This window comes from Vibrio algivorus (assembly GCF_030161215.1).
Lineage (GTDB): Bacteria > Pseudomonadota > Gammaproteobacteria > Enterobacterales > Vibrionaceae > Vibrio > Vibrio algivorus.
This window is the reverse complement of record NZ_BSPV01000003.1, coordinates 671,641-683,670: the sequence shown is the minus strand read 5'-3', so window position 1 is coordinate 683,670 and position 12,030 is coordinate 671,641. Positions and strand designations below refer to the sequence as shown.

General features: G+C 39.2%; 9 protein-coding genes and 1 riboswitch. Of the genes, 4 read left to right on the top strand and 5 right to left on the bottom strand.

Annotation, left to right across the window (positions count from 1 at the left end; translation table 11 throughout):
* Positions 1-145 precede the first annotated feature (145 nt).
* A complete protein-coding gene (locus QQJ93_RS04840) occupies positions 146-1,219 on the bottom strand; it encodes a porin (RefSeq protein ID WP_089124556.1) in 1,074 nt (357 codons plus the stop codon).
* A gap of 522 nt (positions 1,220-1,741) precedes the next feature.
* Positions 1,742-2,647 (bottom strand): LysR family transcriptional regulator, encoded by a 906-nt coding sequence (locus QQJ93_RS04835; protein ID WP_089124359.1) that lies wholly within the window; start codon positions 2,645-2,647, stop codon positions 1,742-1,744.
* 132 nt (positions 2,648-2,779) lie between these two features.
* On the opposite strand from QQJ93_RS04835, the gene QQJ93_RS04830 reads away from it, so the two are divergent.
* On the top strand, positions 2,780-4,039 hold the full coding sequence (locus QQJ93_RS04830; protein WP_089124358.1) for an adenylosuccinate synthase: 1,260 nt from the start codon (positions 2,780-2,782) through the stop codon (positions 4,037-4,039).
* 169 nt (positions 4,040-4,208) lie between these two features.
* On the opposite strand, the gene QQJ93_RS04825 is transcribed toward QQJ93_RS04830, so the two are convergent.
* A complete protein-coding gene (locus tag QQJ93_RS04825) occupies positions 4,209-5,738 on the bottom strand; it encodes a sensor domain-containing diguanylate cyclase (protein ID WP_089124357.1) in 1,530 nt (509 codons plus the stop codon).
* A gap of 558 nt (positions 5,739-6,296) precedes the next feature.
* Here QQJ93_RS04825 and QQJ93_RS04820 point away from each other — a divergent pair.
* Positions 6,297-7,601, top strand: coding sequence for a dicarboxylate/amino acid:cation symporter (locus QQJ93_RS04820; RefSeq protein WP_089124356.1), 1,305 nt, complete (start codon positions 6,297-6,299; stop codon positions 7,599-7,601).
* A 152-nt stretch (positions 7,602-7,753) separates the two neighbouring features.
* Complete coding sequence (locus QQJ93_RS04815; RefSeq protein WP_089124355.1) at positions 7,754-8,656, top strand: DMT family transporter; 903 nt, start codon at positions 7,754-7,756, stop codon at positions 8,654-8,656.
* 8 nt (positions 8,657-8,664) lie between these two features.
* Here QQJ93_RS04815 and thiD read toward each other — a convergent pair whose 3' ends face one another.
* Positions 8,665-9,513 (bottom strand): bifunctional hydroxymethylpyrimidine kinase/phosphomethylpyrimidine kinase, encoded by an 849-nt coding sequence (gene thiD, locus QQJ93_RS04810; protein WP_089124354.1) that lies wholly within the window; start codon positions 9,511-9,513, stop codon positions 8,665-8,667.
* 56 nt (positions 9,514-9,569) lie between these two features.
* Positions 9,570-9,670: riboswitch (TPP riboswitch) on the bottom strand.
* Positions 9,671-10,053: 383 nt separating this feature from the next.
* On the opposite strand from thiD, the gene QQJ93_RS04805 reads away from it, so the two are divergent.
* A complete protein-coding gene (locus QQJ93_RS04805) occupies positions 10,054-10,851 on the top strand; it encodes a sterol desaturase family protein (RefSeq protein WP_089124555.1) in 798 nt (265 codons plus the stop codon).
* 33 nt (positions 10,852-10,884) lie between these two features.
* Here QQJ93_RS04805 and QQJ93_RS04800 read toward each other — a convergent pair whose 3' ends face one another.
* A complete protein-coding gene (locus tag QQJ93_RS04800; protein WP_089124353.1) occupies positions 10,885-11,826 on the bottom strand; it encodes a zinc transporter ZntB in 942 nt (313 codons plus the stop codon).
* Positions 11,827-12,030: the final 204 nt, after the last annotated feature.

Genomic DNA, 12,030 nt, shown 5'->3' with positions numbered 1-12,030 from the left:
CTGCCTAAAGATTTGGATGATAGCTCTGAATCCTGCATCTTGAAGTCACTTGGGCATATTAGATACCGACCTTAACCGAACAAAAATGCACAGTATCGCTACTGTGCATTATCATTAGATCTTATTTCGTAGTTTCGCTTGGAGATTAGATCTCGAAACGGATACCTACACTGTAGAAGTTTTCATCCGCATCACCGCCGAAACCAGTGTCACGAACACCACCGCCAGCTAAACTACGGCCATTTTCACCATTACGTAATTCATATGTAGTGTAGATTGAAGACATGTTAGTCAATTTGTATTGAACTTCGAATGTGGTGTCTTTTAGTTCTAGCTCATCACCATCATCGTTTTCCAAGCTACGGTAACCCGCACGGAATGCCCAATCATCATTGAAATCATATACCGCTGTAAATTCCATTACTTTATCAGTACTAGTGCCCGCATAGATACCATCTACTTCATCTTGAGAGTACAACGCACCAAGCATTAATTTATTTAAGTAGTAACGAGTACCCACACCCCAAAATTGATATTCAGCATCAGGGTTAAGGTTTGAATCATCTGCTTTAGTTTTTTGGTATGAAATTACTGGCGCCAATGTCCCTGCATCACCCATATCTAAAGTGTAACGTACCGCTGCGTTGTAACCGTAATCTAACGCTGAAGTATCATTACCAAGGATATAAGCTGCTGATACATCAAAATTACCAATAGTATTTTGGTATTGTAGTGTACCGTCTTGACGGAAAACTTGAACAGCCGTTCTATCAACCATGCCAGCTTGACGCGCCATTGATACATCAGATGTTGCGAAAACATCACCGATATCAGTGAACATGATCAAACCAGAGTCAACACGGCCACCTTTAATTGCACCGTATTCGTGTCCATCAATACCTACCCAGACATAACGAGCGGTAAAATCAGATGAGCCAGCGTCTAATGAATTCGCATATTCAGCCGCACCTACTTGGTATTGCGCCATACCGATCACATCAGCATGCTCGTTAATAGTTTGTGCACCACTTAAACCAATACGACCATCAAATACACCGCGAGTGTCTTGATCGTTTGTACCTTTGTTAGTGATGTTAAAACCTAAACGGCTATACAAGTCGATGTGAGAACCATCTTCTGCTTTATAAAGTTCAGCCGCATTCGTTGCAGCAGAAAAAAGTAGTACAGGGATTAGAGTAGACAGTAGTTGCTTTTTCATCATAAAACCTTCGTTAATATGCGCCATAATTTGGCACTGACTATGACAAACTCGTTGTCATCACCATTATTTTTTATCGTAAAATATCAAGGGCTTTACATTTAAGCGATTGATATTGATAAAAATAAAACAACAAGCACCAATAAAAAACAGTTAATAAAAAATCAGTACTTGTTGGAATGCGCTTAACTTAAGTCAAAAGTTTCATTTCAGCCAAGTATTTTTCAAAAAAATGCTCTAAAAGTGATTAGTAGCAAATAAAATCAAGCCGTAAAACACAAAAAGCAACACAAACGACACGCGCTGTTAACATTTTATCGATTGTTAATTTTTATAATGAATTAACACTTTTAGGATGGGATTCAAAGAAAAGGAAATAAGAAAGGTAAATTTTGCGAGCGAAATTACAAAGCTTCCTTTGATTTATACCAAAGTAATTCAATCAAACGGAAAACATAAGAAACTGACACACAAATGCTTGAAGTGATAATGAAGGATGAAGTGGAAATTTAAATTTGTGAGTTATTCCTTATGGATACGAATAATTTCATCACTTACCCACTGCAATAGTTGCTTAATCGCTTTCGATAAAATCTGATTTTGACGTACTACATACCCTAAAGTAGTCGTCGGGAAGTCAGGAAGTGGTGTCACGATAGAGCTAAGGTTCGTTTTTGATGACACAGAGAAAGCTGGCACAATCGCCACTCCAAAACCGGCTTCAGCCCAATCAATCTGAGCATCAACACTTCCTACTTCCATTATTCGGTAATTTGTAAGTTTTAATGTAGGTAATGCTTCGTCAATCAAATCTCGTGTTCGAGTATCATGACCTAAAAGAATAAGTGTCGGTTCACTCTCAAGTCCATTTAAAGCTCCTGCTTTAGGTTCCTTCGCTTCTTGTTGCCATTGTTGTAGGTTATGTCCTAACGCACACCATTTAATCTGCTGCAATTCAGTGAAATGTAACGGTTGGCTTTGCTTTTGAGCAATAACAAAGCCTAGATCGGCTTCAGCATTCTTAACTAATTCTGAAGCTTGCGATGAAGTAGTATTTAGCAAAGTGAAGTCAATCCCCGGAAACTCAGCTTTAAATAATTGAAACGGCTCAATCAACAGTAATCGGGAAATAATATCACTGGCGGCAATGGTCAATGTTCCTCGGTTTAAATCATTAATCGCATTGAGGTCTGCTTGGCAGATTTGTAGCTCTAACAAAGTACGCTGACTACTTTCAAGTAACCGTTGCCCTGCTTGCGTTAAATGAAATGGATTGCGATCGATTAACTTTACACTGGTCGCCTGCTCTAATTGCTTTAGATGTAAACTGACATTCGGCTGAGTCATATGCAGCGCTGTTGCAGCTTTACCAAAGTGTTTATATTCCGCCAAGGTAACAAAAGTTTTTAACCAGTTAATGTCTAACATAATCCCATCCAGTACTTACCATTTCAATTTATATTATATGAGTTTCTTATCAGTACAATAATTATAATTAATTTCTCTTATTATGTAGGTAGGCATAGCATGATGTCTTAACCAAATTAGGAGAACATAATTATGCCGTCTATTGTTGTTGTAGGTGCAAACTGGGGTGATGAAGGTAAAGGCCGTATCGTAGATTTTTTAGCAGGTGAAGCCGCAGCAAGTATTCGTTTCCAAGGTGGAAATAATGCAGGCCACACTGTGGTAAACGATCATGGAACCTTTAAGTTACATCAACTTCCAAGCGGTATTTTTAATCCTAGTTGCATTGCCGTATTAGGTCCTGGCATGGTGATTAGCCCTGCTGCGTTAAGCGAAGAAATTTTGGAAGTTCAAGCCGCTGGCGTAGAAGTGAAACTATGCATTTCGGATCGTGCGACCTTATGTTTACCTTTACACGCATTAGAAGATACCTTAGAAGAACAGCGCTTAGGTGATGCCGCTTACGGCTCCACTCGCCAAGGAATTGCTCCCGCTTATGGTGATCGCGTAATGAAAAAAGGTATTCTAGTGGGATGGTTAAACCAACCAGAAGTTTTACAAGAGCGTATTCAATTCATGCTCGATTGGAAAATGCCGCAACTTAAAGCGCTCTATCCAAGCTGTGACTTTTCTCAAACCGCCAGTGAAATGACTGAGTGGTTACTTGAAGTCACCGAGGCTTGGCGTCCATTTATTTGCAACGTCACCCAACCACTTAAAGCACTACAAGACAAAGATGCCAACCTATTATTTGAAGCACAACTTGGTGCAGGGCGAGATTTAGTCTATGGCGAGTACCCATACACTACTTCGTCAAATGTCACCGCAGCTTATGCTGGCATAGGGAGTGGTTTACCTGCTCTTCGTCCTGAGCGTATTATTGCAGTAGCTAAATCATTCAGTTCCTCCGTTGGCACAGGTACTTTGGTTACGGCAATGGAAGAACAAGATAATTTCCGCGAAAGTGCTAATGAATATGGCGCAGTAACAGGCCGACCTCGTGATATGGGTTACTTCGATGCAGTCGCTACGCGTAACGGTGTTGAACTGCAAGCCGCTACTGAAATAGCCCTCACTAAGATTGATTGCTTATCTGGTATGCAAGATCTTAAAATTTGTATCGCTTACTCAGGTGAACATACAGAGAACCCAATTTGGCCACAAACCGCTGCATTAAGCCCTGTATATGAAAACATGCAAGGTTGGAATGAAGACATTACAGGTTGTCGCAACTTTGCGGATCTACCACAAGCAGCGCAAGATTATGTAATTCGAATTGAACAACTAATGGGCGTACCAGTAAGTATGGTTTCGGTTGGTCCAGAGCGCGATCAAATGATTATCCGCGCATAATCTACAAGTTCATCCTACAATCAAAACGCTGAGAACTCGGCGTTTTGATTATCACCACAGATAACCTATACCCGAGTGACTTCAAGATGCTGCTCCCGAAGGGCAAGCTAAAACAAGCGTTATGCGGGGGGAATAGTCGAACAAATTATTGTCCAACTATTTTTTGTCTTTAAGATTCACATGCAAATATATAATTGCTTTTTCCCGAATTTTTCACTTTGTACATAGCTTGGTCAGCAAGTGTAATCAATTCTTTTGAATCTTGGCTGTTATCTGGATAAAGAGAAATACCAATGCTTGCCGTTACCATTAATAAATGACGATTAAATTCCACAGGCTCTGCAATTGTATCAATCATTCTTTGCGCCACCATTGAAATGCCATCCTTACCAGCCACATCTCTGAGTAAGATTAAAAATTCATCTCCACCTATTCTCGATACCATGTCTTTATCTCGTACACAGTCGATTAATCGAGATGATATAACTTTTAAAAGTTCATCCCCAGCATCGTGACCAAAAGAATCATTGACTGCTTTGAATCCATCAAGATCGACAAATAACACCGCAACTTTACTACCGCTTTGATTGGAATATTTAATGGCATCATTCAAGTATTCCATCACCATGGTTCTGGTTGGTAATCCGGTTAACGTATCATGATTTGCTATATAGCGAATACGTTGCTTGGCTTTTTTGATATCAGTAATATCTTCTTTAACAGCAACATAATGAGTCACATTTCCAGTTGCTTTTACCATAGGGGCAATTGAAGCAAGCTCCCAAAATTGCTCACCATTTTTCTTTTTACTATATAACTGCCCACGCCAGATTTGCCCATTTTCTAAACATTCTAAAACTTCAAGAACATCGGATACCCAAACCTCTTTAGAATGCAGTAGATCAATACTCCCACCAACAAGCTCTTCCTTGTTATAACCAGTTTTCTTTAGTGACGCAGGGTTAGCATATTCAATAATCCAATCATTATTAACTATCATTATTGAAGAAGCTGAATTCTCGATAGCCAAAAGATAAGATTGAACCTTAGATTCAAGAATAAAATACGTTTGCAAAACCAAAGTAATCGCAAGCCCACAAATGATAAAGATACTACTCAGGTACAATAATGTTTCCGCGGCTCCCCCATTAAGTGGAGCTTTACCACTAGGAGCCAGCATTTCCATAACCCCACGCATAATATGAAAAAATGCAAACAAGCCAAAGATTATGGCAACGGGATAGCTAGACTTCCTTCTAATCTTGTTATTATCGGTTAATAATGTAAACACGATAGCAACCGAAACCATTCCAACAAGGAAAGAATATAATACGGTTCTAATGGTTAAGTTAGGGTCAATATAAAAGAAGTAATAAAATAGAATCGCAATTAAACATGTAATCGCTATATCATAAACTACGAATGCTTTTCGTTCGGTAAAAATACGTAAGCCTTGGAAAATAAGCTGTACTCCTAGCACAATTATCGTATTCACCACTACCACAGAATAAAACATATCGATATAGCCACGCATGGCCGTCAACAAACATCCCATGCCAATTAATAATATTCCTAAAGCCCAATGACCAACTCCGGTCGATTTTGGCCTTATTCTCCATAAAATAGCGAATACAACTGCAGCTCCTATTGTGATAAGGCTAACGATGGCGAATAAAGTTCTATTATCAATAAATATCATGGGGAGAGCCGAATAAAGTAAACTTAAGATTTATGTGGTTTCTATTTTACTGGCTTTCATTCATTAAAAAAATAAATGAATCCGCAACAGGCAGTCATACAACATATGAAAGTAAGTGAATAAATACACATTAACTATTTGAAATGCATAAACTTATCTAACGAACAACAAAGAACTAGTACAGTATTCTTTACACTTAAAGTAAAACAAACATTAATTATTTAACTTAGAAATCAATTCACTGACTAATGAAAGAGAAACTATTGTTCAATTAATAGCCAACCAATTAGAAGTCGCCTAATCCAAATAGTACAAAAATATAAGTCGTAAATATTACAATATGATCAAGCAATAGCACGGCCAGTTTGAATTTGTTATATTTCCAGAATATTAAACAACTAACATGTTTCCCTTTCACACACAAATCCTCCACCAAACGTGATCATCATCACGCAACAAGATCATTTTTTGTTACAACTTAGGAAGATCTTTACCAAGTTCTGCTAATCTCCGATTCACTTTGCAAGTTGTACAAAGTATTCATATGGAGATCAGTTCATGACGAACGATAACAACAAAACCAAACGCTCACTTACGAGCAAAATTCTATTCGGCATGTTTGCCGGTATTCTATGTGGATTTTTAATTCGCACCTTCCTATCCGGTAATGAATTCATTGATGCCTATATCGTCAATGGTTTATTCGATGTCGGTGGCAAAATCTTTATTGCTAGCTTAAAAATGCTAGTTATCCCTCTTGTATTTGTATCTTTAGTTTGTGGTACAAGTTCATTAAAAGACATCACTACACTAGGCCGCCTAGGTGGTAAGACCCTTGCTTTTTATATTACGACAACAGCAGTGGCGATCACACTAGCATTAGTAATGGGTATTTTCTTCCAGCCAGGTTCTGGTGCTGATTTAACATCAGCAGCATCATTTAGTACGGCAGAAGCTCCATCGCTAGGTCAAGTTATCGTTAACATGTTCCCTAGCAACCCAATGGCAGCAATGTCCCAAGGTAATACGCTGCAGGTTATCGTATTTGCAGTACTATTCGGTATTGCGATTAGCCTTGCTGGTGAAGCAGGTCAACGCGTAAGTAACTTCTTCAACGACGTAAATGCTGTAATCATGAAACTAGTGACCATTTTAATGGAAGTTGCGCCTTACGGTATCTTCTTCTTAATGGGAAAACTGTTTACAGGACTTGGTTTAGAGGCAATCGGTAACCTAGCCGCTTACTTCTTAGTTCTCGTTGCGGCTTTACTTATTCATGCATTTGTTACTTATAGTGTGTTACTGAAAGTGCTTTCTGGACTAAGCCCTGTTGTATTTTGGAAGAAGATGAAAGATGCCATTATGTTTGCATTTTCAACCGCCTCTTCTAATGCAACGATTCCAGTGACTATGGAAACGGCAACTCATCGTTTAGGTGTGAGTAATAAAATCGCTTCGTTCACTGTACCGCTTGGCGCAACCATCAACATGGATGGTACTGCGATCATGCAAGGTGTTGCGACAGCCTTTATTGCACAAGCATTTAATGTTGACTTAACCCTTGGTGATTATGTCACTGTTATCTTAACGGCAACGTTAGCTTCAGTGGGTACTGCAGGTGTTCCTGGTGTTGGCCTTATCATGCTAGCAATGGTTCTTAACCAAGTTGGTCTACCACTAGAGGGTATTGCACTTATTATGGGTGTTGACCGTCTACTCGATATGATCCGTACCGCAGTTAACATTACCGGTGACAGTGTTGTGACTTGTATCGTTGCGAAATCTGAAAATGAAATGGATGTTGATACTTTCAACAACCCAAATGCAGGTGAAATTGAGCTAGGCTTACGAACTAAAGCTTAATCTTTCCTCTAATGAATAACCCTTAACCGTTATCATGTAGATAAAACTCGGTTAAGGGTTTTTTACTTTTAAAGTTTCACGCCACCAGCAGACTACCGTATTGAGTGATGCTAATCTGAACACTTACCCTCTTTTATCATGGTGCGCTCTTAATGAATCAAGAAGCCAAAGCAACGATAATATTAATCCTAACCACTATTTTTGCCGGATTAGGTTGGATTTTTTCCAAGCAAGCGATTATGGGTCTCCCTCCTTTTGCTTTTATTGGAACACGCTTTGTCGCCGCATCGTTATTCTTACTACCTTTTTGCTATAAACAATTAGTTGCTTTAACTCGCGGGCAAATTATTAATGCTGCGAGTGTTGGCTTATTAATGTCCTGCGCACTACTCACTTGGGTAACCGCTATTTCTGTTACCGATACCTTGGCAGAGGGCGCCTTTATTTCAAGTCTTGCCATGCTGTTTGCACCACTTGTAGGCTGGGCTCTTTTTAAACAAAAACCAATCCGCATGTTTTGGATTTCTTTGCCATTTGCAGTTTTAGGGTTAGGTTTTCTATCTTTATCTAACGGTTATCAGCATTCTCCTAGCCAAATCTGGTTTTTAATATCTGCTGTATTATTAGCCTTTCACTTTAATTTTAATGCTAAATATGCCCAAAGCGTTCCAAGTTTAGCGTTAGCCTGTATTCAACTTTTTGTGGTCGGTACAGTGGGAACTATCGCTTCACTTTCGCTAGAGCAGTGGCCCGATCAAGTCAGCAATGAAACTTGGATGTGGGTAGCATTAAGTACCATTTTAGCCACCAGCTTACGCTATGTAATGCAAACCATAGGACAAAAGCTCACCACATCGGGCAATGCGGCAATTATTATGATCTTAGAGCCGGTGTGGGCAAGTTCATTAAGTGTGGTCTTTTATGGCGATGATATGCCGATAGGAAAAGTAATTGGTTGCGCTCTGATCCTGTGGTCGCTCTTTGTTTACCGAGGTGGCGCTAAATTATTAGAAAGGCGGCAAAAAAGGCTGCCGCCTGAGCCCAACAAAGAATAATTAAGTCTCTATTTACTCGCTTGGGCATAAAAATGGTGAACGGGACCGGATCCTTTACCCACATTAAGCTCATCGGCATGAGTTAATGCATTTGATAAATACTGCTTAGCATGCCCAATCGCCTCTGTTAGATCAAAACCTTGTGCCAAATAAGAAGCGATAGCAGAAGAAAGCGTACACCCTGTTCCGTGAGTATTTTGGGTTGCAATACGTCGATGAGTGTAGACCGCGGTTTGGTTTCTTTGAATAAGCCAATCTCGGCTTTCCTCACCTCTAAAGTGCCCGCCTTTTAATAAAATATCCACCTTATGCAATTCTGAATGGGCTTTTAACTTCTCAATAAAGCCTTCAATTTCACTCTCTGATTTTGGTTCAGGCTCCCCAATCAACAACCCGGCTTCAGGTAAATTCGGTGTGATTAATTCTACTAAAGGAATAAGCTTTTCTTTCAGTGTATTAATTGCGGCAGGTTGAATTAATGGGTCACCGCTAGTGGCAACCATAACTGGATCTAACACTACATTCATTAAGTTATAGTGCGTTAACTTTTCTGCTATTACTTCTATTACATCACTATCGTTCAACATACCAATTTTAACTGCGGCAATATTGATATCAGAACAGATAGAATCGAGTTGCTGACCAATAAATTCAGCTGAAACAGGAAAGATGGCATCTACTCCTTGAGTATTTTGCGCTGTGAGTGCAGTAATAGCAGAACAGGCAAAACTTCCTGTTGCAGAAATAGCTTTAATATCAGCTTGGATACCAGCTCCACCACCAGAGTCCGATCCTGCGATAGTTAGTACATTAGGAATATTAGAAGTGTGTGGCGATGGGAAAGTTGATTGAGACATGCATTACTTCCTTTTAGCGCACAGAAGTAATACACATGTAGAGATAAAAAAAGCTCAACACGTTGGTACTAGTTCCCTACGCTGATGTTAATCAGATCAGGTTCAACGGGTCTCACATAAGTGATCTCAGCCTTTGCTGGCTCCCCGACTAATATGCTTAATGCTTGGATGTTTATGATTTAAACTATACCGAAAGTAATTTGAATTGCAGTTAGGCAACAAATAAATGAGGGCGAATGAACGACGTCTACAAAACTACAACTTCAAGTACAACGGATATAACCAGGCACCAATGATGGCTTTAATGTAGAGTTAACCGTTCAAATTGTAAAGCCATTCACTCAAAACAAGTGATCATGTTCTTATCCCCAAGTAGCTTCAAAGATACAAAATTCAAAGCTATCATTTAGCCTTTAGACAGGAAAGATTGACACAAAAAATATCGACTTGGGTATATATGAAATTTTTCTTATAAAAGAGCTATCTATTCATTAGCATTTACTGTAATCACGATGAGACCAAACCATGCCAGACCTATTGATGTCACAACAATCACTTATTCGAATTAGTGTATTTACTCTAATTCTGGTAAGCATGGCGATTTGGGAAATCAAAAAACCGAAAAAGCGTCTCACTCAACCTAAGCTCTATCGATGGACCAATAATTTAGGTTTGGTATTACTTAACAGCGTTCTATTACCTTTCACTCTTCCATTTCTAGCAATCAGTTTTGCCTATTTAATGCAGAACAACCACGTGGGTTTATTTTATTGGTTTAACATCCCTGCATGGCTAAATGTAGTATGTAGCTTACTCTTATTAGATATCGTGATTTACTGGCAGCACCGTCTATTTCATAAAATCCCACTGCTTTGGCGCTTACACCGCGTGCATCATGCCGACCAAGATATCGACGTCACCACCGGTTCGCGCTTTCATTTCATCGAGATTTGGCTTTCGATGCTAATTAAACTCGCAACAATTGCCTTGTTAGGAATTTCTCCCCTAGCTGTCTTTGTATTTGAAATCATACTCAACGCCAGTGCGATGTTTAACCATAGTAATGTGTCATTGCCTTATCGCATGGATGAGCGTTTAAGAAAATGGATTGTCACACCAGATATGCACCGAGTTCATCATTCTATTCATCGCAATGAAACCGACAGCAACTACGGGTTTTGTTTATCCGTTTGGGATCGTTGGTTTGGTAGTTATATTAGCCAACCGAAAGGTGGCCATGAAAATATGACCATTGGGATTAACTTATTCCGCTCAACCAAAGAACAATCTCTATTAAAGATGTTGTCACAACCGTTTAGAAATAACACAGACGGCTGAGCTTATGTTCATTACTCTCTGAATATGCGAAAACTAAAAGAACCTCAGCCATCGCAATAAAATAAATTCTAATACAAACGTCACACCAAGCCCTGCACAAAAGATAAAGAACGCCAATGGATTATCAACGCCGGGGATTCCACCAACATTTATACCTAATAAACCAGTTAAAAAGCTGACAGGAAGAAATATCGCCGCAATCACAGTAAACAAGTAGGTGTTACGGTTCATCTTCTCGGCTTGTTCTTGTTCAATATCCGCTTTAATTAACTGGATCTGCTCAATATAAAAATCAATCGATTCATTAATTCGAATTACTGTATCTAATGCATTACGCATTTTTAGTTCAACTTCTTCCATTTCTGGATGACCAACATTTAAGAAATCATCGTGTGCGTAGCGTTGAGGCTTCATAAAGCGACGAAGTTTTAATAAACGTTTATGAATTACATGTAAATCACTGTTTTTACCATCACCTTCTTCAATTTCAAATAACTGCTCTTCTACTTCATTCAAGAAACCCGCGATGTTTTGGTTTAAGCCTTCAATAATCGCTAATAATAAACGAGCGGTATTTTTCGGTCCTTTTTGTTCACGTAATGCATTGCGAATGCCGGTAATGGCTTTAGACGATATTTTACGAGTTGAGATTAACGTGCCTTTATGCCAAAGAATGCGCACACTCAACATATCATCTGGCATTGCACCTTCATTTAAGTTCACGCCACGCATAATAAGTAAAAATGATTGATCATCAAAGATCTCAAAACGTGGACGCGTATCATCAGCAAGCAGACTATCGACCACACCACTTTCGAAATCATTATCTAGCAACCATTCACGTAATGCTCCGGCCTCACGCTGACAATGATACCAATGATTCTCTTGTAGCATATCTAACGGATCTTTAGGTTCAACCAATTGCGCTGGTTGGGTAGAAAAATCCCACTGTTCAATCAAAAAGCTATGTGACATATTGCCTGCTCTCACTTTTCTATTTATTTCATGTTATACCCAAGTGACTTCAAGATGCAGAATTCAGAGCTATCATCCAAGTCTTTAAACAAGAAAGATTCGTACAGGAATGTAATCACCTTTCAAACGAATATGACGCAGCCTTTCTATTATAAAAAAGAAGAGGCTTGGATGGAGCTCCCGAAGGGCAAGTTAAAACAAGCT

Excerpts from the sequence above, each read along its gene's own strand:
- QQJ93_RS04830 (WP_089124358.1), top strand. The coding sequence starts at position 2,780 with ATGCCGTCTATTGTTGTTGTAGGTGCAAACTGGGGTGATGAAGGTAAA.
- QQJ93_RS04825 (WP_089124357.1), bottom strand. The coding sequence starts at position 5,738 with ATGATATTTATTGATAATAGAACTTTATTCGCCATCGTTAGCCTTATC.
- QQJ93_RS04800 (WP_089124353.1), bottom strand. The coding sequence starts at position 11,826 with ATGTCACATAGCTTTTTGATTGAACAGTGGGATTTTTCTACCCAACCA.
- QQJ93_RS04805 (WP_089124555.1), top strand. The coding sequence starts at position 10,054 with ATGTCACAACAATCACTTATTCGAATTAGTGTATTTACTCTAATTCTG.
- QQJ93_RS04820 (WP_089124356.1), top strand. The coding sequence starts at position 6,297 with ATGACGAACGATAACAACAAAACCAAACGCTCACTTACGAGCAAAATT.
- QQJ93_RS04815 (WP_089124355.1), top strand. The coding sequence starts at position 7,754 with ATGAATCAAGAAGCCAAAGCAACGATAATATTAATCCTAACCACTATT.
- QQJ93_RS04840 (WP_089124556.1), bottom strand. The coding sequence starts at position 1,219 with ATGAAAAAGCAACTACTGTCTACTCTAATCCCTGTACTACTTTTTTCT.
- QQJ93_RS04835 (WP_089124359.1), bottom strand. The coding sequence starts at position 2,647 with ATGTTAGACATTAACTGGTTAAAAACTTTTGTTACCTTGGCGGAATAT.
- thiD (WP_089124354.1), bottom strand. The coding sequence starts at position 9,513 with ATGTCTCAATCAACTTTCCCATCGCCACACACTTCTAATATTCCTAAT.